Here is a 21,041-nt window from a genome sequence, read left to right as displayed (position 1 = left end):
TCTCTGCTCGAAATGTCCATTCCTCCGGAGAACCATCATGGCGATGATCGATGCCGGCACGAAAACCGGTCGCATGCTTGTCTACCGCCACAGCCTTGCCGTCCGCCTGTCGCATTGGCTGAACGTGCTGTGCCTGACCGTACTGCTGTTCAGCGGCCTGCAGATATTCAATGCGCATCCTGCACTTTATTGGGGCCAGTACGGCGCCGACAACGACCCTTCCTTCATTTCCATGGAGGCTGTCGAAGACGGCAATCGGGTGAAGGGGGTGACGCATATTGGTTCGCTCGCCTTCGATACGACAGGTTTCCTCGGCCTCTCGAACGTCGACGGCGAGGCGACAGCAAGGGGTTTTCCGAGCTGGCTCACGGTTCCCAGCTATCAGGATCTGTCGACCGGCAGGCGCTGGCATTTCTTCTTCGCCTGGCTCTTCGTTTTCAACGGCCTCGTTTATTTCTGCTACGGGCTGTTCAGCCGGCATTTCCGCCGGGATCTCGCCCCGGCCGGCAACGAACTCAGGCTCGCCCATCTCGGCCATGAGGTTGTCAACCATATCAGGCTGCGCTTTCCCAAGGGAGCCGAGGCACGGCATTACAACACGCTGCAGAAGCTGACCTATCTCGTCGTGATCTTCCTGTTGCTGCCGTTGATGATTGCCACAGGGCTGACCATGTCGCCGGGCTTCAATGCCGTGGCGCCCTGGCTGCTCGATATCTTCGGCGGCCGTCAGTCGGCCCGCACCCTGCATTTCCTCACGGCCTTTTCGCTCGTCGCCTTCGTCGTCGTGCATGTCGCCATGGTGATCCTGTCGGGTCTCTTCAACAATCTGCGCTCGATGATCACCGGCTATTACGCCATCGAACAGGGAGACGAATGATGAGCCGCCTGATCACCCGCCGCCGTTTCCTGATCGGCTCGACGCTCACCGCCTCCGCACTCGGACTGAGCGGCTGCGACGCATTGGTCGAAAACGACCGGACGAAATCGGTCCTGAAGATCGCCGAGGGCTTCAGCATGAAAACGCGCCGCTTTCTGCTCGGCGACGATGCGCTGGCCCGCGAATTCAGCGAGGCCGATCTGTCGCCGGTCTTTCGCTCCAACGGCACCAGCATGCCCGATAACCCACAATATCTCGACTGGATGAGCCGGCAGTTCTCGACCTGGAGACTGGATGTCGGCGGTCTCGTCGAAAAGCCGTCGCAATTTTCGCTCGCGCAGTTGAAGGCGATGCCGTCGCGCACCCAGATCACCCGCCATGACTGCGTCGAAGGCTGGAGCGCGATCGGCAAATGGGCGGGCGTGCCGCTCGGTGCTCTGCTGCAATCGGTCGGCATGAAAGCTGAGGCGCGCTACATCGTGTTTCACTGCGCCGATGAATACGAAAAGACGTTGGATGGCAGCGGCTGGTATTATGAGAGCCTCGACTTGGTCGATGCCTTCCATCCCCAGACGATCCTCGCTTATTCGATGAACGGACGCGACCTGGAGGTGGCGCATGGAGCGCCGCTGAGGCTCCGGGTCGAGCGGCAGCTCGGTTACAAGCAGGCGAAATATCTGACCCGCATCGAGGCGGTGGCGGATCTCGGCCAGCTTTACGGCGGCAACGGCGGCTTCTGGGAGGATCGCGGCTACGAATGGTATGCGGGGATATAGTGGCCCCATGCGTACGCTTAAAAACGGCCGAGGAAACCTTCCACGACCGTGCGGTGAGCGCCTTCACTCAGTCACCCCGGTTCGAGGTACGGCCGAGCGCATTTGCGTGCTTCAAAAATCGCGACCTCATTCTGGCGCCTACGCCTCCCGCCACGGCAAAAAGCCAGAGATAATTCATTGTCACGCTTCTGGTGTCGGCCAAACCCGAGAGGATGGCGGAGGTTCCAGCGGTTGCTCAGATTGTGAATAATGCCCGCGGAAAGTTCATGCGACGGATTGACGCACAACCCAAGCGATGATACGCATTGATAATTGGTCAGGCCAGTTGACCAGATGCGTGCTTGAGGAGAAGCCGCCGGGGAGGCCACGATGTTTTCGCCTGTGGAATCCCGCCGCCTTTATCGGCAGGTGGCGGATCAGATCCGATCGATGATATCAAGCGGCGAACTTGCCGTCGGCCAGAGGCTGCCCGCCGAACGTGAGCTCGCGGAGCAACTGTCGGTGTCGCGTCCGACGGTGCGGGAGGCGCTGATCGTCCTGGAGGTCGAGGGCCTCGTCAATATCCGCATGGGCTCCGGCATCTATGTGGTGCGCCGGCATGCCGCAAGCGTCGCGGCAAGCGAAGGTGAGCCGGTGGAGGGGCCTTTCGAGCTCCTGCAGGCGCGCGCCGTCATCGAATGCGCCATCGCCGAGGAAGCCGCGACCCGCGCCAAGCCTGAAGATATCGCGCTCCTCGACGAAGCGCTGGTGCGCATGAGCGGCGGCGTCAATGATGCGGGCGCGGTCATCGCCGCCGACCGCGCCTTTCACACCGGCATTGCCGCGATCGTCGGCAATGCGACGCTGATCCGCGTGACCGGCGAGATGTTCGACATGCGCATGAGCCCATATTTCGAAAGGCTCGCGAGCCACTTCGAGGGGCCGACGACATGGCGCAGCGCCCTGGAGGAGCATCGGGCTATCCGCGACGCGATTGCATCAGGCGATGCGGCCGGCGCAAAGGCGGCCATGCGCGCCCATCTCACCCTATCGCAGAAGAGGTTTTCCGAGAGCTTCGGGGAGGAGTTTTCGGGAGAGGAGGAACGCGGCCGCGACAAGGGGCCAGCAAAAGCAACGGACAAGACTTAACTCGAGCTCAGGAGGAGAGAGCGATGAAGAGCAGACTGGCAACGATATTTTGCGCCGCAGCCGCGATCATGGCGAGTACGGCACTTGCCCAAGCCCAGACCGTGCTGAAATGGGCGCATGTCTATGAAACGTCCGAGCCCTTCCATACGGATTCCGTCTGGGCCGCCGAAGAGATCGCCAAGCGCACCGACGGGCGCTACAAGATCGAGGTCTATCCGGCCTCGCAGCTCGGCAAGGAAGCAGATATCAACCAAGGTCTCAAGCTCGGCACCGTTGATATCATCATCTCGGGATCGAGCTTTGCGGCGCGCGATTACAAGCCGATCGGCGTCACCTATTTCCCCTATATTTTCCGCGGTCCCGATCACCTGATCGCCTATACCAAGAGCGACGTCTTCAAGCGCCTCGCCAAAGGTTATGAAGACAAGACCGGCAATCACATCGCCGCCGTCAGCTATTACGGCACGCGCCATACGACATCGAACAAGCCGATCGCCAAATGCGCCGACATGCAGGGCTTGAAGATCCGCGTGCCCGACGTTCCGGCCTATCTCGCCATGCCGCGCGCCTGCGGCGCCAACACGACGCCGATTGCCTTTGCCGAGGTCTATCTCGCGCTTCAGAACGGCACCGTCGAGGCGCAGGAGAACCCGCTGACGACGATCGAGGCGAAGAAGTTCTACGAAGTCCAGAAGAACATCATTCTCACCGGCCACATCGTCGATCACTTGAACACCGTGATCTCGAAGACGCGCTGGGCGAACCTGTCCGACGAGGACAAGAAGATCTTCGGCGAGGTTATGCAGGAGGCCGCCGAGCGTACGACCAAGACGATCGCCGGCAAGGAAAACAGCCTCGTCGCCACCTTCAAGGAGAAGGGGCTCAACGTCGCCGAGGTCGACAAATCATACTTCGAGAAGAACGTGATGGAAAAGGTGAAGTTCGAGGACTTCGGCTACGAGAAGACCGATTGGGAGGCGATCCGCGCGATTCAGTAAAAGCTCGTCAGCAATAGATGCCCCTCGCCCTAGCCCTCTCCCCGCATGCGGGGAGAGGGTGGCGGCAGCCGGATGAGGAGCAGGCGCCGCCGAGCAATGAACGAGGTTTGTCGACGAACTGAAAGGGCCGCCAAATACTCTTCGTCATGCTCGGGCTTGTGCCCCAGGCATCTGCCACCATTCGATAGGGCAGCAGATCCTCGGCACAAGGCCGAGGATGACGCCGAGCAAGAATAAGCGCCGCCCATCTTCCCCAACCGCAACAAGGCCGATCATGTCGCAAGAAATCCATACGCCAATCACCGCCGAGGAAATCGGTCACGAGTTCGAAGGGCACGCGCCGACGGCAAACGTCTCGGACTACGCCGTCGAAGACTGGATCACGCTGGTCGTCTTCTGGCTGATGGCCGGTTGCGTCTTCCTGCAGTTCTTCACGCGCTATGTGCTGAACGACAGCTATGCCTGGACCGAGGAGATCGCGATCAACTGCCTGATCGGCGTCGTCTTCTTAGGCGCCGTCATGTGCGTGCGCACGTCGCGGCACATCCAGGTGGACGTGTTCTATCACTACATGCCTGCAAGCCTGGCGCGCGTGCTCGCCACTTTCGTCGATATCGTCCGCATCGGCTTCTTCGCCTATGGCTGCCATCTGATGTGGCGCTATGTCGACATCGTCGCCGACGAGCAGATGGTCACCATCGACCTGCCGCGCAACGTCGTCTTCTACGCCGTTCTCGTCGCTTTCGTGCTGATGCTGATCCGCGCGGTCATCGTCTTCATCGCCAATATGCGTCGCGGCTACTCCGTTCTGGAGCGCCCCGAAGAATTCCAGACCGTCGAGGAGTAATCCGATGCTGCTGCTTCTTGGTTCGTTTCTGGTCCTGATGCTGGTGGGTGTGCCCGTTGCCATCTCGATGGCCGTCGCCTCGGTGCTTTACATCGTCCTCTACGGCGTTGCCCCCGACATCATCGTCGCCCAGCGCATGATCGCCGGTGTCGAAAGCTTTCCGCTGCTGGCCGTCCCCTTCTTCATCCTCGCCGGCAATCTGATGAACTCGGCCGGCGTCACCGGTCGCATCTATTCCTTCGCGGTGGCGCTCGTCGGCTGGATGAAGGGCGGGCTGGCGCAGGTCAATATCATCGGCTCCGTCATCTTCTCCGGCATGTCCGGCACCGCACTTGCCGATGCGGCAGGCATCGGCACGATCGAGATCAAGGCAATGAAGGATCACGGCTATCCGGTCGAGGCGGCGGTCGGCGTGACGGCAGCTTCGGCAACGCTCGGGCCGATCTTTCCGCCGTCGCTGCCTTTCGTCATCTATGGCATGATGGCGAATGTCTCGATCGGCGCTCTTTTCATGGCCGGCATCCTGCCCGGCGTCGTCATGACGCTTCTGATGATGATCACCGTCGCCGCCTTCGCCTATTGGAAGCGCTGGGGTTCGGACGCGCCGTTCGATGTCAGGCAGCTGCTGTCGGCAGGAATGGAAATCGTCGTCGTCCTGGCAGTGCCGCTGGCGATCTATCTGCTGATGCAGGCTGGTGTATCGATGAATGTTGCGGCTGGCATTGCCCTTCTCGTGCTTCTTGCCCTCGACTGGTATTTCCGCTTCTCCGCCGTCATGGCGCTGATGACGCCCGTCATCCTGATCGGCGGCATGACGATGGGCTGGTTCACGCCGACCGAGGCCGCCGTCGCAGCCGTTCTCTGGTCGCTGTTCCTGGGGCTGGTGCGCTACCGCACGATGACGCCCTCGACGCTTGCCAAGGCAAGCTTCGATACGATCGAGACGACGGCATCCGTTCTCTTCATCGTCACGGCGGCATCGGTCTTCGCCTGGCTGTTGACGGTGAGCCAGGCGGCGCAGCTGCTGTCCGATGCGATCCTGTCGATCACCGACAACAAATGGGTTTTCCTCATCCTGGTAAACCTGCTGATGCTGTTCGTCGGCTGCTTCCTGGATACGATCGCCGCCATCACCATCCTCGTGCCGATCCTGCTGCCGATCGTCGTCAGGTTCGGAATCGATCCGGTTCAGTTCGGGCTCATCATGACGCTGAACCTGATGATCGGCCTGTTGCATCCGCCGCTCGGCATGGTGCTTTTCGTGCTGTCGCGGGTGGCGAAACTCTCGGTCGAACGCACCACCATGGCGATCCTGCCCTGGCTGGTGCCGCTCTTCCTGGCGCTGATCCTGATCACCTTCGTGCCCGCCATATCGCTCTGGCTGCCGCAGCAGCTCGGGCTGCTGAGGTAGGAGCGGGGTCATGCAGACACGCCTGGCACGGCTTTACGAAAAGGGCGATCTCAGGGTTGAAACCGATGTGGTCGCGACGCCCGGTCCAGGTGAGGTGTTGCTCAAAATGGCAGCCGCAGGCATCTGCGGTTCCGACCTGCATTATTATCAGGATGGCGGCTTCGGACCGGTGAGGGTTCGCGAACCGATCATCCCGGGCCATGAGGCATCGGGAATTGTCAGCCAAGCCGGCGAGGGTGTTGATCTCGCGGCCGGCACGCTGGTGGCGGTTAATCCCAGCCAGCCCTGCGGGCGCTGCGAATATTGCCGCAGGGACATGCCGATCCACTGCCTGGAAATGCGTTTCATGGGCAGTGCGATGCGCTTGCCGCATGAACAGGGCATGTTCCGGGAATGGCTGGTGGTGCCGGCCAGGCAGTGCCTTGCGGCAGGAGCTGCAACGACGGCTGCGGAAGCGGCCTGCAGCGAGCCGCTCTCCGTCTGTCTGCACGCTGCATCACGCGCAGGAGATATTGCCGGCAAACATGTCCTCATCACCGGGGCCGGCCCGATCGGGGCCTTGATGGTTGCCGTTGCCCGTTATCACGGCGCAAGCGAAATCGTCGTAACCGATCTTGCGGATGCGGCGCTGGACCGAGCCAAAGCGATGGGTGCTGGTCGTACGATCAATGTTTCCCGGGATGGCGCAGCACTTGCGGAGTTCGAGGCGGGAAAGGGTTATTTCGATCTCGTCTTCGAATGCTCGGCCGCCGTCCCGGCGATCCGCAGCGCGATCGCCGCCGTCAGGCCGTGCGGCACGATCGTGCAGGTCGGCGTCACAGGCGAGATTCCGATCCCTCTCAACGCCATTGTCGGCAAGGAACTCCACATTCACGGAACGCAGCGCTTCCATGAGGAATTCGCCACCGCCGTGGAGCTGATTTCCAGCCGCAGGATCGACGTGCGTCCGATCATCAGCCACAGCCTGCCGCTCGAACAAGCCGACGCGGCTTTCATTCTCGCCGGCGACCGCGCTGCCGCCTGCAAGGTGCAGCTTATCTTTTAAGCCATGCAATTCCGACGAGTTCGGCGGAAGGTCGGCCATTCGCAGCCGAGTTGCCGCACCGTGTCGGCGACTGTTCATGGCATCTGCAATCGATTCAGCCGGTACGGATAGAGCACTTTCACACAACATAGGCTCGACGGGACGGGTTCTAATTCCAAAGAGGTATTGACGCCTATCTTATGTCTACTTATTGTCTTCTAAAAGTAGGAGGCAATGATATGGATGCCGAGATCAACCCTGACCGCAAAGGCAATCTTGGCCTCATGCTCCGCAGGCGCATCTTGACGATGGAGCTGCCACCCGGGGCGGTGTTGGATGAAGTGGCGCTGAGTGAAGAGTTCGGACTATCCCGTCCGCCGGTTCGCGAGCTGATGCGCCAGATGGCCGGCGAAGGCTACATCGAGCTGGAAGCAAACCGCGCTGCGCGCGTGAGTTCGATGAGTTACCAGTCGCTTCGCGACTTCTTTCTTCTTGCGCCGATGATCTACATCACAGCCAACAAGCTGGCTGCCGAGAACGCAACGCGTGGGCAGCTCGACGTACTCAAGCAGGTTCAGCAATCGTTTCGAAAGGCGGTCGACAATTGCGATGTCGAGGGGCGCGTCTTCTACAACGACCAGTTCCACCGCCAGATCGGCGAGATGGCGCATAATGTCTATCTGGTTCCGAGCTTGCGGCGGCTGCAGATTGACCATGCGCGCATCGGCAAGGTTTTCTACACGCACCCGAATACGCCTCGCATGCAGGAAGAACTCGAGCTCGCCGCGCAACAACATGACGAGATGATCGAGGCCATCGGGAAACGGGACCCCGACGCAGCCGGAGAGCTGGCACGGATTCACATCGAGCTCTCACGACGAAACATGGCCATGTACGCGGCCCCGGAGGGCCTGGAGACGCCGACCCCTTAGGGCCGGTGTTTTGAAGAAAACATCGGATCGCAGCCGCAAAGGCCGGCGAGCGAACTTTCAAACAAACAGGAATACATCAGGCTCAAGCCATTGGATTTCCACCCATGGGCAGCCTAACGCGGGACTAGAGAACGAATGTCTGACTTCCCATTTCGAGGCCTGAATCTTGCCATCACCACGCCGTTCGACGCCGTCGGACGCATCGATTACGACAGGCTCGCAGCCAATGTCGAGCGCTACCTTGCTGCAGGCGTCAGGAGTTTTCTGTTCAGCTCCGGCACCGGTATGCACGTCTACCTTTCCAAGGAGGAATCCGAGGAACTGATCCGGCGCGGAGCGCGGATGGTCGACGGACGGGCGAAGGTGATCGCTCAGACGTCCGCCCTGCTTGTCGAGGACGTCGTCGAGCGCACCGCCCGCGCGCGCGATGCCGGCGCCGATGGTGTCATGGTTCTTCCGCCCTTCTTCGAAGGGCCGACCGACGATCAGGGCATCATTGATTTTTACAGCGAGGTTGCAACGGCAGGCCTTCCGGTCATCGGCTACAACGTCCCGCAGGCGGTCGGTGTCGCCGTCACGCCCGACCTTCTCGAACAGCTGAGCGAAATCCCCGGCTTCTGCGCCGTCAAGGACAGTGGCGGCGATCTTGCAAAGCAGGCAGCCCTTATCCGCACCGGCCGCTTCGTCATGAACGGCGCCGACCCGCTTGTTCCCTATGCGCTCTATGCCGGATGCGACGGCCTGATCTGGGGTGGGGCGAACTTCGCTCCGAAAACCTGCGTCGCCCTCGTCGAGGCCGCCGCCGGGCGCAAGTGGGACGAGGTGCGCGCGCTCTGGAAGATCCTGGAGCCGTCGATGGGACTGATCTGGGAAGGCGATTACGTGCAGTCCGTCTACGCCGCCGCCGATCTCATCGGCTACGGTGCGGGCGTTCCGCGCAAGCCGCTGCGCGCGCTCGCCCCGGAAAAGCTTCCCGTCCTGCGCCGTTCCCTCGAGGCACTCATGGAGCGGGAGGCGATTTGACTGTGACCCAGGCCGCAAAGAACGTCTTTGTTGCATCCAGGCTTCCGAAACGCGCAGGCGTGTCGGGCTGGGTGGCCACGCTTCAGCCGCGCACGCCGCGGCCCTCGCTGAACGGGCCGGTCATTGCGGATGTCGCCATCATCGGCGGCGGTTTCGCGGGGCTTTCCGCGGCCCGGCGCACATCGCGCCTCGACCCGGCCGCCAAGGTCGCCGTGCTGGAAGCGGGTGTCGTCGGCGAGGGGCCAGCGGGGGCGAATTCGGGCTTCATCATCGACCTGCCCCACGAGGTCTCCTCCGACGATTTCAGCGGAGAGTCGGAAGCCAAGTTCAGGCAGTCCGTGCTCATACAGCGCTCCGCCATCGCTCTGGCGAGCGAGATGGCGGCCGAAAACGGCTGGGGCAAGGACGTGTTCGATCCCTGTGGCCGATACAGCGTCGCTATCAGCGCGGAAGGCGACAAGCACCTCGAGGATTATGCGGCACAGCTGACGAAAATGGGCGAGGACCATCGGCTCCTTGACGTCAGGGAGATCCAGGCGGTGACGGGATCGCCGGTCTACACCTCCGGTCTGTTCACGCCCGGCACGATCATCGTGCAGCCCGCGGCCTATATACGCGGGGTTGCCGACTGCCTGAAAGAGCCGGTCACCCTTTACGAGCGGACGCCAGCACTCTCGTTCGAGCGCTTCGGTACGGGCTGGCTTGTCAAGACGCCGCAAGGCTCCGTGCAGGCGGGAAAGATTATCATGGCGAATAACGGGCATGCGGAGAGCTTCGGCTTTTTCCGTGGCCGTCTGCTCCACGTCTTTACCTACGCTTCCCTCACCGAGGCGTTCGACCCTTCGCGCCTCGGCGGAGAACGAAAATGGGCTGCCACCCCAGCCTTGCCGATGGGAACGACCGTCCGCCGCATCACCACGGGCGGCGGCGACCGAATCCTGGTGCGCTCTCGCTACAGCTACAATCCGAGCATCGCCGTCAGCGATAGCGCGATCCGGCGGGCCGGCCATCTGCACGACGGCAAGTTTTCCAAACGCTTTCCGACGCTTGGCGGTGTCGCGATGCAGTATCGCTGGGCCGGCGCGATGGCGCTCACACGCAATCATGTCCCGGCATTCGGCGAGATCGAACATGGCGTCTTCGCGGCATGCGGCTGCAACGGCCTGGGAGCGTCGAATTCGACGGCGGCAGGGATCGCCGCGGCGGAACTGGCGCTCGGACACGATTCCGAACTCGGCCGCATCTATGCCCGCCTGGCTGCCCCGACGGCATTGCCGCCGCAGCCCTTCACGACGATCGGAGCCAAAACCCATCTCGCCTATCGCGAGTGGCGCGCAGGATCCGAGTGACGAGGAGCATTCTCCGATCTGCGCGTCTTCGGCGTCATCGAGGCAGCCCGGTCGGCGCCATTTCCCCTCCCGCCCTAAACCTTCGGACAAGACGGAGGGGGCATGTTTTGCGAGAGGAGCTTCGCCTCCTACTGGCAGGCAGTCAGGCCGCCCGGATTTCGAATGGCGGCGAAACCGACGCCGTCGATCGTGTTGTCGTTGCGGGCAATGAAGCAATAATCGTCATTGGCGTGGGGGGCTGCGACGACGCAGGAGTTGGATCCGGCCGGAATGACATAGGTGTCCAAATTGTTGATCGCAAATACGGAGGCGGTTCCATTTGGATGGGGTGCCGGCTGTTTGGTGAACAGGATCGCATCCTGCGGCGGCGCGACGGCGATCGGTTGATGGTTCCGGCAATCGGGCGAAAAAGCGAGCTGCGCGGTAGCGGGCAACGCGGTTGCCAGCAGAGAGAGGGTGGCAATGGCGAGCGCGGCGATCTTGCCGCGGCAGACCGTTTGGCCGGCGAATTTCGAAATGTTCCGTAGCATTGCTGTTCTCCTTTTGGTTCAAGCGTTTGATGGTCTGCTCGATCGTCGGTGATGAATGGAATTTCTGGATCTATGGTCCTCCTGTCGCCGAAAACGTTCCGTCGGTGTTGTAAGTCACGGTGTAGGTGCCGTAGCCGGTGGTGAAATCGCAGAGGGCGGCGTTGCTCTCGTCATAGGGAACAACCGTTCCTGCAGGCTGGTAACCCGCCTTCACGAAAAAGATCTGCTGCGGTATGCAGCTCATGACGGCGTTGGGGACAGGAGCGACGAAGCTCGACAGGATGATTGCCTGGTCGTTGTTCAGGGCGGCGACGCCGCAATAAAGTTCCGGAGCCGGTAAGGGCGTATAGGTGGGCACGTTCATGGCAAAGGCGCCGACCGGAACCCCGGATTGGTATGCGGGCGCGGAAAGCCCCAGCGGATCGAGCGTCAAGCTCGTGCAATTGTTCGGCTCGCCGCCGGCGGTGGTGAGCGTAATCGCGCGGGCCGCGGTGGTGCTGGTGACGATCGATCGCGTGGTGGCATCAAGCGCGATGAGCGCGATAAGCTGCGAGGAAGGCGCCGATTGCATCGTGCTGAGGGCGCCTGCATAGATCTGCCTGTCCAGACCGAAATTGATCTGGGCTCCCGAATTTCCGTAATTGCCGACGCTCTGGCAGCCGAGGCTGCTGCTGAAAACCGAGGGGCTGAGCAACGAAGGGAAAGCGGCCTGCTTCTGGAAGAGATAAAAATATTGCGTTGTTTGCGACAGGTTCCGAACGATAATCTGGTAGGACGAACTGGTCATGGCTACGACACTCCCGTCTGAGATCCGACATATCGGTTGCCTGGGCGGGCGGCGGTAATCGCGCGGATGGCGGCGCATGCGGGTGAAGCGTGACGGTTCCTCACCCGCAGGCCAGCCGAGGCTTACTGGAGCTGCGTGCTCCAGGTGCCGTTACCGTTCAAGGTGATGTTGCAGACCGTGTAGCCGCCGGTGAAATCGGCGACCGCCGCGTTCACGCTCGATTGCGTGAAATTCATGACGGTGCCCGGTGTATAGGCTCCGGTCTGAACATAATATTTCAGGATCGGCTGGCAATCGGTGTTGCTGGCCGGGTTTGCCTGCACGAAGTTGGAGAGCACGATGCCGCCATTGACGGCGACCGCCGAGCCCACATTGAAATAGGGGGGCGAGTTGAAGACCGGCGTGGTGATGCGGAAGGCTCCGGGCTGCACACCCTCACCATAGGTAGGTGCCGAAAGACCGAGCGGATTGATGGTCGCCGTCGTCCAGTCGTTCGGGTTGCCGCTGCCGCCGGAACTCGGAGCGAGATCGATGGCGCGGCTGGCTGACGCGTAGCCGGAAGAAGCGCCGATCTGTGGGGGCGTGTTCGCCTGCTGGATACCGGCATAATATTGCAGGTTGACCTGGAAGGTCAGGATCGAACCTGTGCCGTCGTAATTGCCGAGCGACTGCGAGAAAAGGCTGTTCGAATAGACTTGCCCGCCACCGGTATAAACGGCGGGCTGCTGAAAGAAGTAGAAGCCTTGTGTCTGAGCTTCGAAATTTTTCACATTGATGGTCAGCAGAGTAGACATGGTTACGACCCTTCTCGGTTGAGAGTGAAACAAGGGTTTCGGCGGCGGCGAGGGCAGGCGGCTAAGCCATTCGGCCGATTGATGAAACCCTGACTAGAAAGATCGTTTATCATCTGCCTTGTGGCAACTTAAACGTGTTGAGCGCAGATTGAAAATCGGCACAAATTTGCGCCTGGCGTTACAGACGCTCCGGGGGGATGGATTCGACCAATCCCATGAGATTGGACCGGGCTGCCGCAGGCCGGTCGCGCAATGCCTGAACCAATTGCAATTCCGTAGGGGAAACCGTGTCGCTCCGATGCCAATCCATGGTCCCTCGTCCGAGCAGCAGCCAGTCGAGGGAGACATCCAGGAGGTGCGCCAGCGCACAGGCGCTTTCGAGCGAGGTGTGGCCGCCATTCTGCCAGCGGGAGACGGCGGCGACCGATACGTTCAGTTCGGCCGCGAGTGCGTGAACCTTCCGAAACTTGCCGCGGGATATCGCCTCGCGAATGCGTTTGCCGCGTGCCAGGTCGTGCGTCATTGGAATCCTCCCCATGTTCTCTTGAATTTGGCGACCACGGAGAGCGTTCGGCCGATCAATATCAGAAATCGCTTATGAAAATGAAAAGCAAAGCGAAGCGCCGGTCAATCTGGTGAAATATCCATATTGTCGCGGCTCGGCCTCCCGTTGTGAAACTTCGACGATCAGGAGGACGGAGATGTTGCGGATACTCACCAAAGATATGTTCGAGGCCGATCGGTGTGCTTTCGACGAAATGTTTCGGGCTCGCGCCGCCGTTTTTCGCGATCGTCTGGGATGGCAGGTCGATGTCAGGGATGAGTGGGAAAGGGATCGATATGATGAAACGGAAGATCCCGTCTATCTCGTGACGCAATGGCCTTCCGGCGCGCTGACAGGTTCGCTGCGCCTGCTGCCGACCACCGGGGCGACGATGCTCAAGAGCGAGTTCTGCCGGTTCTTCGACGAGCCTATCGATATCGACAGCCCGACGACTTGGGAATGCACCCGCTTCTGCGTTCATCCGCTGGCCGGACAGGCGGATTACAATTCGTCGCGCGCGGTCGCCACGGAACTTCTCTCTGGGCTTTGCGATCTCGCACTCGATACCGGTATCGAGAGTATCGTCGGCGTTTACGACGCCGCGATGATCGGCGTCTATCGCAGGATCGGCTGGAGACCGACCGCGCTTGCCAGATCCCGCCCCGAAATCGGCAATCTGTATGTCGGCCTGTGGGAGGTGACGGCGGACAATTGCCGCACGCTTCGCGCCAATCTCTCCCGGCTTATCGAGCAGGCCTCTGGCAATCCCTCAGGAGCTGCCGTCGATGAAAGACATGGTGGAATCAGATGAACGGGCGGCGTCATGCGCGGTCGTTGTCGCGGCAGCGATCCGCCGTTCCCGGGAGATGGAGAGAACCATCGCCCACAGTGGGATATGCGGCACCGGGTCTTAACGCATTTTTCACGTCATACGGGGGTATGGACTATTATCAGCAATCGCTAAATGATACCGATGCGAGCAGCAAAAGAAACGCGCAACCTCGAGTTCATCTCATGCTGAGCAGTTCTCGTTTTTTCTATAGTCTGGACCGGATTTCCGCATCGCCGACATTGCAGGATCTGGAAGCAACGCTCGATGAAGTCCGCCACATCTATGCGATCTCGCATATGGTTCTGCATGTGACCCGTTCTTCCGGGGCCTCCGCCGACAATCCATTGCTGATGCTGACCTATCCGCCCGAGTGGGTGAAGCAGTATCGCGAACGGGACTATTTCAGCATCGATCCCATCGTGCGCCTCGGCCGGCACGGTTTCCTGCCGGTAGAATGGTTCGCGTCGAAATGGGATTCAGGCCGGGCGCAGATCTTCTTCAAAGAGGCGATGGCCTTCGGCGTCGGCCGGCAAGGCATCACCCTGCCGGTGCGGGGACCGCAAGGCGAGCGATCGCTGTTTACCGTCACATCAAACCATCCCGATGCCTATTGGCGGCAGTTCCGGATGGACAGCATTCGCGATCTTCAGTTTCTCGCCCACCATCTCCATGACAGGGCAATGGTTCTTTCGGGCATGAGAAAGAGTGCGGATTTTCCGCAATTGTCGCGCCGCGAACTCCAATGCCTTGGTATGACGGCGAACGGCCTTATGGCAAAACAGATCGGCGCCCGCCTGTCCATTTCGGTCAGCGCGGTGCAGCTCTATCTCGCTTCGGCGCGCCGGAAGCTGACCGTCGCCACGACCAGCGAAGCGGTCGCCAGGGCCACCGCGCTTGAGTTGATATAGTTTGAAATGTTCGTGACCTTTTCGGCCTGAAGCTGAAAGGGCCGTGAGGAGAAGCGCGAGACGCCGCGGCGGGAGACCCTCAATGCCTGGGACGAATTTCAGGCGACCGGCCTGCACCTGACTGGCGACGAGGTTGAAAAGTGGTTTTTGTCATGGGGAACTGACGAAGAGCTACCCGGACCCGAATGCCACAAGTAATCTTCTCCCGAGGGGCTGCAATGCGAAGCACGGGGAGAGCACCGTGGTTCAGCGCCTGCCTTTCGTCCGTGTCGCCAGCACGTTGCGGATCGAGAAGCTGGAGTGAATCCTCAGCACGCCCGGCAGGGCAGACAAGATCTCCTTGTGGATCCGCTCGAATTCGCCCGCATTGGCGACTTCCACGCGCAGCAGGTAATCGGAGCCGCCCGTCATCAGAAAACATTCGCGGATCTCGGGATGCCGGCGGACCGCCGCCTCGAAGCGGTCGAGATAATCCTCCGTCTGCCGTTCCAGGGTGATGTTGATGATCACGGCGATCATCGCATCCGCATTGCTCGTATCGAGAAGGGCGGTATAGCCGCGGATCACACCCGTCTTTTCCATGATTTTGATGCGCCTGAGGCAGGCCGAGGGTGAGAGCACGACCTCGGCCGCGAGCTTGGCATTGCTCATGCGGGCGTCGAGGCGCAGGAGCCTCAGGATGTTGCGGTCTGTCGCGTCTAGGGCGGTCATGATTGATTATTCCAGATTTTCACTGATCGTGCGCATAATATGCAAATTATACAATAATCAACGACAAAATTGCAGGCAATTTCGCCTATTATTTCATAGACTCCCATAACAATAAGAGGGAGTGGACATGGACGGTGATCTTCTGGTTTCCCACGCACACACTGCCGCGATCATGCGGGGAGCCACGGGCTATCTCAAGATCGACCTTACCGCTCTCGGCCGCAATTACCGCAAGCTCCTGTCGATGCTGGCGCCGGTGCGCGCGGGCGCCGTCGTCAAGGCCGATGCCTATGGCCTCGGCGCCGAGCGGGTGGCCAAAACCCTTTATGGTCAAGGCTGCAGGCATTTCTTCGTCGCCCAGTTCGTCGAGGCCGTCAGGCTCCGGCCGGCGCTTGCGCAGGACGCCCAGATTTTCGTGCTGAACGGCTTGCAGCCGGGCAGTGAAATTGCCTGCGCCGAGATGGGCGTCGTCCCGGTTCTGAATTCGCTTGCCCAGTGGCGGCAATGGTCGGCAGCGGCGGGCGCACTGAAGCGCTGCCTGCCTGCCGTCCTGCAATTCGACACCGGCATGTCGCGGCTCGGTTTCCCCCCGGAGGAAAGGGCCGAGCTCGCGGCTGCCCTTCGCGACGGCGGCAATGTCGAGATCCTGTTCATCATGAGCCACCTGGCCTCGGCCGATGAGGGAGATGGTAAGCAGAACGGCGAGCAACTGGCGGAGATGGCCGGCATCGCCGAGGAATTTCCGGGCCTCGATATTTCCTTTGCCAATTCCGGCGGCGTTTTCCTCGGTGGGGCCTATCACGGTGTCCTCGCCCGGCCCGGTATCGCGCTCTATGGCGGCGCGCCCAATGCCGGCGAGAAAAACCCGATGGAGCCGGTCGTCAGCCTCAACGTCGCCGTCGTGCAGACGCGGACCGTGCCATCGGGTACGAAGGTCAGTTATGGCGGTGCGTATGTCGCCCAAAGGGAAATGCGGCTCGCCACCATCGCCGCCGGTTATGCCGACGGCCTGCCGCGAAGCCTCGGCGACCGCGGCGCCGTCTTTTACCGGGGCGTCCGCCTGCCGATCGTCGGGCGCGTGTCGATGGACAGCATCACCATCGACATATCGGTCCTGCCGGAAAACACGCTGACGCTCGGCAGCCTTGTCGAAGTGCTCGGCCCGCATCAGACGCTCGAGGACATCGCCCGCGATGCCGACACCATATCTTACGAAATCCTAACCGGTCTCGGCGATCGTTATCACAGGCAATATCGCTGAGTCCGCGGCTCCATCATTGGGAAGATCATGAAAGTCATCGTTCTGGGCGCCGGCATCCTCGGCGTCACCTCCGCTTATCAACTCGCCAAAGCAGGCCATGAGGTCACGGTCGTCGACCGTCAACCCGGCCCGGCGCTGGAAACGAGCTTTGCCAATGCCGGCGAAGTCTCCTTCGGCTATTGTTCGCCCTGGGCGGCACCCGGCATTCCGGCGAAGGCCATGAAGTGGCTGTTCATGAAACATGCGCCGCTCATCCTGCGCCCGAAATTCGATGTGGCCATGCTCTCCTGGATGGCGAGGATGCTGTCGAACTGCACCTCCGAGCGCTACGCGATCAACAAGAGCCGCATGCTGCGACTTGCCGATTACAGCCGCATCGCGCTCGCCGAGCTACGCGCCGAAACCGGCATCGCCTATGACGAACGCATGCAGGGAACGCTGCAACTGTTCCGCACGCAACAGCAGCTCGATGCCTCGGCCAAGGACGTCAAGGCGCTCGCCGCCGACGGCATCCCCTATGAGGTGCTGGACCGGGACGGCTGCATTCGCGTCGAACCGGCGCTGAAGCATGTGCGCGAGAAGATCGTCGGCGGCCTGCTGACGCCGAAGGACGAAACCGGCGACTGCTTCAAGTTCGCCAATGCTCTCGCTGCAAAGGCCGAAGCGCTCGGTGTCCGCTTCGTCTACGGCACGACGATCAAGCGGCTCGATGTCGAGGCCGGCCGCGTGCGCGGGGTTGTCACCGCTCGCGCTCGCGATCGCGATCGCGATGGCGACGGCGACCACGAGAGCATGAGCGCGGATGCGGTGGTGGTCGCGCTCGGCAGCTATTCGCCGCTGCTGCTGAACCCGCTCGGCATCCGTCTGCCGGTCTATCCGGTCAAAGGCTATTCGCTCACCATCCCGATCACCGATGCCGCGCGCGCGCCGGAATCGACCGTCATGGACGAAACCTACAAGATTGCGATCACCCGGCTCGGCGATCGAATCCGCGTCGGCGGCATGGCTGAAATTTCAGGCTATACCAACGATCTTGGCCTGGCCCGCCGCAGCACGCTGGAGCATTCCGTCACCGATCTCTTCCCCGGCGGCGATGTTTCCAAGGCTTCCTTCTGGTCGGGCCTGCGCCCGATGACGCCGGACGGTACGCCGGTCATCGGCCCGACGAAGATCAAGGGCCTCTTCCTCAATACCGGTCATGGCACGCTCGGCTGGACCATGAGCACCGGTTCGGCACGGCTGATAGGCGATCTCGTCAGCGGCCGCTCGCCTGAAATCGACGCCAAGGATCTTGCCGTAAGCCGCTACGGCTGAGTGCGCACAGAGCAAAAAGGAATTGTATTACTATTTAAATCGGCTATCCCTAGCGTAGATCGTCTTGCGAGGGCATGCATGTCCGTTCATTCCGATAGGCATACCGTAGGCAGTTCCATCCGGCAGCCGGCTCTGCAGAGCATGGCGTTTCGGGAAACCGCGCGGAGCGGAACGGACCTGGACGAGCTCTCGGAGGCATTGTCGACGCCGAACGCCGCGATCAAGATGACGGCAGAACGCAATACATCAATTGCATATCACTGCAATTTCATCTCGGTGGGAGATGTCAGCGTTGGCGATTGCTCCTATGAAGGCACGATCGTCGGCAAGCGGGACGGGGTCATCGACAGGATGAGCATATTCCTGCCGACGCAGGGCAACATGTCGTTCGGCGGAAAACGGGAGCCAATCTATTCGGTGCCCGGTCGGGGTGTGATCCTGGAGCCGGGCAATGCCAGGGACACCGGCATCTTCGGCCCCCGTCGTCACCTCTGCATGTTCATCGATCAAGCGATGATAGCCAGGCGCCTCACGCATATGTTCGAGCGGACGATCAGCGGTGGCATCGATATTCATCCCGATATCGATCTTACATCAGGTCCGGGGCTTGTCTTGCAGCAGATCGTCTCGAACCTCCACAGCGGCCTTAGCGGCGACGGCCTGCTGCAGCGCTCGCCGCTCGCCGTCAACTCGTTCTGCGAGGCGGCGGTCTACCTGCTTCTGGAGACGTGTTCCCATCGCTATTCGGAGGAGCTGGCGCGCCCTGCTCCGGCTCCGGCCCCGCGCCATGTGAAACGGGCAATCGACTACATGCGGGAACATATTGCCGAGCCGCTTTCTCTTGACGACATCGCTGTCGTAGCAGAGGTCAGCGTTCGAACTCTGCAGCAGGGTTTCCGGCAGTTCAGGAATACCACCCCGATGTCATACCTGCATGAACTCCGAATGCAGGCTTTGCGTCAGGATCTGCTGGAATGCGACGGGAAGCAAAGCATTGCCGAGATTGCGCTCAGATGGGGATTTGTCCACCTCGGGCGGCTTGCGGCCGAATACAGGAAACGTTTCGGTGAGCTGCCGTCGCAGACGTTGAAGCGCTGAACTCCCGGGCATTCGGCTGCTTTCCGGCATCTGAGATTGAGCAGCGGCCTCGGTCGCATAACCAGCCGCTTCGCTCGCGGCTGGCCGTGGTCACAAAGCGGAATTCCGGGGAGCCGCCAGGCGCGGCGGCTCGTCAGAATTCCTCCCAGTCGCTTGCTGCGATAGCGGCATTGCCGTGGCTTGGATAGGCCGCGCCCAGCTTTGCCCGCAATTCGCGCGCCGGAGACGGAACTGCCGTGTGTCCGCTTGTCCGCCCGGCGACATGTGGCCGGGATGCACGGGCTTTGCCGATGTTGAACGCGCTGAGCATCTGAGCGATACGGCCGACTTCCTGAACCAGGGAATGGCTGGCGGCGGTGGATTCTTCGACCATGGCGGCGTTTTGCTGGGTAGCCTGGTCCATGGCATTGACGGCCGTGTTGACCTCCTGAAGCGCAGTCGCCTGCTCGCTCGATGCCCTGACGATGGCGCCGATGTGGCGGTCGATTTCCTGGACCTCGTCGACGATCACCGTCAACGTTTCGCCGGTTTGCCCAACCAGGGACACGCCTGCCTTCACCTGTTCGCCGGAATTGTTGATCAGCCCCTTGATCTCTTTTGCTGCCTTCGCGGACCGTTGCGCCAGTTCGCGAACCTCCTGGGCGACGACGGCAAAGCCCTTGCCGGCCTCTCCCGCCCGAGCCGCTTCGACGCCGGCATTCAGTGCGAGAAGGTTGGTCTGGAAGGCGATTTCATCGATGACGCCGATGATGTTGGAGATTTCACGTGACGAGCTGTCGATCGCTCCCATTGCGGCGACGGCCTGCTGGACGATCTGGCCCGATTTCTCAGCGCCGATGCGGGCCTTTGCAACCAATTGGCCCGCCTCTTCCGCGCGCCGGCTGGAATCTTTGACGGTGGTCGTGATCTCCTCGAGCGCGGCGGCCGTTTCCTCGATGGAGGCGGCCTGCTGCTCGGTTCGCTTGGAAAGATCGTCTGCTGCGGACCGGATCTCTTGCGACCCGGCATTGATCTGCGAAGCAGCCCCGTTGATCTGTTCTATGGTCGTCGCCAGCTGTTCCAGTGCATTGTTGAAGTCGTCGCGCAAGGCGTGGTAGGCGGCAGGCAGGTTGTCGTCGATCCGGTAGCTGATATCCTTGGCGGCAATCGCTGCCATGGCCTTGCCGAACGTGCCGCAGACGAGCTGCCGTTCCGCCTCGATCGCATCTGCCTGGGCCTTCTGCTTGGCGATCTCGGCCTGGTCGATATAGACCGAGATGGCGAGATCCATGTCCAGCATCACGGCCTTGACGAGGCTTGCCAGCGCGTTGCCGAATTCGGTCGGCTTCATCGTTTTTTTCGAAAATACTCCACCCTTCGGGGCCATTTCCTCGACGGCGCTGTTGATCAGATGGTCGACAATGATCGCGTAGCCGCCGATATACCATTGCGGCTCCAGGCCGATGCGAGCGTGGACGGTTCCGATCGTCCTGACCTTGCCGACATATTCCTCGTTGAAGTTGCCGTCGGCGATATTGGCCCAATGGCCCATCTGGGCACCCTTGGCGCGGGCGATATTCTCCTCCGTGGAGAAGAAGCGGCTGACTTCCGGGCTCTTACGGAGCTGCGCATAGAACTTGTCGAGGCCATGCGGCAGTTCGCGTTCGATCAGCGTCTTTAAGGATCGGATGCCGGCACGGCCACGATGGTCGAGCTGCATGAAGTCGAGGCGGCGTTCGACATTCTGGCTTTTGCTCTTGGCGTGGTGCGGTCCGTCGCCGCTATTGTGACCATGGGCCGAATTGCCGCTGGCATGCATATGAAACTGACTCGACATTCCCGACCTCGAAGACTGGGCTGAAACCGTAATTGGGCACGTGCCTCAATCACATCGAAACCCGCCGTCATGTCGGAACAT

The 21,041-nt window shown here is 61.1% G+C and carries 21 protein-coding genes and 1 pseudogene; 16 read left to right on the top strand and 6 right to left on the bottom strand.

Features of this window, described 5'->3' with window-relative positions:
* Positions 1–37: 37 nt before the first annotated feature.
* The 10 genes from RHEC894_RS31820 to RHEC894_RS31775 all read left to right on the top strand — a co-directional run bounded on the left by RHEC894_RS31820 (position 38) and on the right by RHEC894_RS31775 (position 10,365).
* Complete coding sequence (locus tag RHEC894_RS31820; protein WP_085740579.1) at positions 38–877, top strand: cytochrome b/b6 domain-containing protein; 840 nt, start codon at positions 38–40, stop codon at positions 875–877.
* Positions 877–1,653 (top strand): molybdopterin-binding protein, encoded by a 777-nt coding sequence (locus RHEC894_RS31815; protein ID WP_085740578.1) that lies wholly within the window; start codon positions 877–879, stop codon positions 1,651–1,653. The genes RHEC894_RS31820 and RHEC894_RS31815 overlap by 1 nt, the downstream gene beginning before the upstream one ends.
* A 369-nt stretch (positions 1,654–2,022) precedes the next feature.
* A complete protein-coding gene (locus RHEC894_RS31810; protein ID WP_085740577.1) occupies positions 2,023–2,781 on the top strand; it encodes a FadR/GntR family transcriptional regulator in 759 nt (252 codons plus the stop codon).
* Positions 2,782–2,804: 23 nt separating this feature from the next.
* Positions 2,805–3,779 carry a sialic acid TRAP transporter substrate-binding protein SiaP gene (locus RHEC894_RS31805; RefSeq protein WP_085740576.1) on the top strand — a complete coding sequence of 325 codons (975 nt, stop codon included), beginning with the start codon at positions 2,805–2,807 and terminating at the stop codon, positions 3,777–3,779.
* A 274-nt stretch (positions 3,780–4,053) separates the two neighbouring features.
* Positions 4,054–4,626, top strand: coding sequence for a TRAP transporter small permease (locus RHEC894_RS31800; RefSeq protein WP_085740575.1), 573 nt, complete (start codon positions 4,054–4,056; stop codon positions 4,624–4,626).
* A 4-nt stretch (positions 4,627–4,630) separates the two neighbouring features.
* A complete protein-coding gene (locus tag RHEC894_RS31795) occupies positions 4,631–6,037 on the top strand; it encodes a TRAP transporter large permease (RefSeq protein WP_085740574.1) in 1,407 nt (468 codons plus the stop codon).
* Positions 6,038–6,047: 10 nt separating this feature from the next.
* Positions 6,048–7,082 (top strand): L-idonate 5-dehydrogenase, encoded by a 1,035-nt coding sequence (locus tag RHEC894_RS31790; protein ID WP_085740573.1) that lies wholly within the window; start codon positions 6,048–6,050, stop codon positions 7,080–7,082.
* A gap of 218 nt (positions 7,083–7,300) precedes the next feature.
* Positions 7,301–7,993 carry a GntR family transcriptional regulator gene (locus RHEC894_RS31785; RefSeq protein ID WP_085740572.1) on the top strand — a complete coding sequence of 231 codons (693 nt, stop codon included), beginning with the start codon at positions 7,301–7,303 and terminating at the stop codon, positions 7,991–7,993.
* A gap of 135 nt (positions 7,994–8,128) precedes the next feature.
* Positions 8,129–9,016, top strand: a complete 888-nt coding sequence (locus RHEC894_RS31780; protein WP_010067952.1) for a dihydrodipicolinate synthase family protein — start codon at positions 8,129–8,131, stop codon at positions 9,014–9,016.
* A 2-nt stretch (positions 9,017–9,018) separates the two neighbouring features.
* The gene (locus RHEC894_RS31775) at positions 9,019–10,365 is read left to right on the top strand and encodes an FAD-binding oxidoreductase (protein WP_085740571.1); all 1,347 of its coding nucleotides are present in this window, start codon (positions 9,019–9,021) and stop codon (positions 10,363–10,365) included.
* Between the two features lie 128 nt (positions 10,366–10,493).
* Here the strand turns inward: RHEC894_RS31775 and RHEC894_RS31770 are convergent, their stop codons facing one another.
* The 4 genes from RHEC894_RS31770 to RHEC894_RS31755 all read right to left on the bottom strand — a co-directional run bounded on the left by RHEC894_RS31770 (position 10,494) and on the right by RHEC894_RS31755 (position 12,999).
* The gene (locus tag RHEC894_RS31770) at positions 10,494–10,895 is read right to left on the bottom strand and encodes a hypothetical protein (RefSeq protein ID WP_085740570.1); all 402 of its coding nucleotides are present in this window, start codon (positions 10,893–10,895) and stop codon (positions 10,494–10,496) included.
* A 70-nt stretch (positions 10,896–10,965) separates the two neighbouring features.
* Entirely contained in the window at positions 10,966–11,682 is a 717-nt protein-coding gene (locus tag RHEC894_RS31765; protein WP_085740569.1) for a hypothetical protein, read from the bottom strand.
* Between the two features lie 122 nt (positions 11,683–11,804).
* Positions 11,805–12,476 carry a hypothetical protein gene (locus tag RHEC894_RS31760; protein WP_085740568.1) on the bottom strand — a complete coding sequence of 224 codons (672 nt, stop codon included), beginning with the start codon at positions 12,474–12,476 and terminating at the stop codon, positions 11,805–11,807.
* Between the two features lie 178 nt (positions 12,477–12,654).
* On the bottom strand, positions 12,655–12,999 hold the full coding sequence (locus tag RHEC894_RS31755) for a helix-turn-helix domain-containing protein (protein WP_010066694.1): 345 nt from the start codon (positions 12,997–12,999) through the stop codon (positions 12,655–12,657).
* Between the two features lie 178 nt (positions 13,000–13,177).
* Here RHEC894_RS31755 and RHEC894_RS31750 point away from each other — a divergent pair, with 178 nt between their 5' ends.
* The 3 genes and pseudogenes from RHEC894_RS31750 to RHEC894_RS33720 form a co-directional block, all read left to right on the top strand.
* Positions 13,178–13,831, top strand: coding sequence for an acyl-homoserine-lactone synthase (locus tag RHEC894_RS31750; RefSeq protein WP_085740567.1), 654 nt, complete (start codon positions 13,178–13,180; stop codon positions 13,829–13,831).
* 203 nt (positions 13,832–14,034) lie between these two features.
* Positions 14,035–14,760: a LuxR family transcriptional regulator gene (locus RHEC894_RS31745; protein WP_085740566.1), complete on the top strand. Its 726-nt coding sequence runs from the start codon at positions 14,035–14,037 to the stop codon at positions 14,758–14,760.
* A gap of 42 nt (positions 14,761–14,802) precedes the next feature.
* A pseudogene (locus RHEC894_RS33720) lies at positions 14,803–14,958 on the top strand (CopG family transcriptional regulator); the annotation flags it as partial.
* 48 nt (positions 14,959–15,006) lie between these two features.
* On the opposite strand, the gene RHEC894_RS31735 reads toward RHEC894_RS33720, so the two are convergent.
* Complete coding sequence (locus tag RHEC894_RS31735) at positions 15,007–15,471, bottom strand: Lrp/AsnC family transcriptional regulator (protein ID WP_085740565.1); 465 nt, start codon at positions 15,469–15,471, stop codon at positions 15,007–15,009.
* A gap of 127 nt (positions 15,472–15,598) precedes the next feature.
* Between RHEC894_RS31735 and alr the strand changes: the two genes are divergently transcribed.
* The 3 genes from alr to RHEC894_RS31720 all read left to right on the top strand — a co-directional run bounded on the left by alr (position 15,599) and on the right by RHEC894_RS31720 (position 19,144).
* Complete coding sequence (gene alr, locus RHEC894_RS31730; RefSeq protein ID WP_085740564.1) at positions 15,599–16,732, top strand: alanine racemase; 1,134 nt, start codon at positions 15,599–15,601, stop codon at positions 16,730–16,732.
* A gap of 27 nt (positions 16,733–16,759) precedes the next feature.
* Positions 16,760–18,046, top strand: a complete 1,287-nt coding sequence (locus RHEC894_RS31725) for a D-amino acid dehydrogenase (RefSeq protein ID WP_085740563.1) — start codon at positions 16,760–16,762, stop codon at positions 18,044–18,046.
* Between the two features lie 78 nt (positions 18,047–18,124).
* Positions 18,125–19,144, top strand: coding sequence for an AraC family transcriptional regulator (locus RHEC894_RS31720; protein WP_085740562.1), 1,020 nt, complete (start codon positions 18,125–18,127; stop codon positions 19,142–19,144).
* Positions 19,145–19,277: 133 nt separating this feature from the next.
* On the opposite strand, the gene RHEC894_RS31715 is transcribed toward RHEC894_RS31720, so the two are convergent.
* A complete protein-coding gene (locus RHEC894_RS31715) occupies positions 19,278–20,960 on the bottom strand; it encodes a globin-coupled sensor protein (RefSeq protein ID WP_085740561.1) in 1,683 nt (560 codons plus the stop codon).
* Positions 20,961–21,041 lie beyond the last annotated feature (81 nt).

Origin of the sequence: Rhizobium sp. CIAT894, assembly GCF_000172795.2 — a bacterium.
GTDB lineage: Bacteria > Pseudomonadota > Alphaproteobacteria > Rhizobiales > Rhizobiaceae > Rhizobium.
Note: the sequence above shows the minus strand (reverse complement) of the source record. Positions and strands in the feature narration are given on the sequence as shown.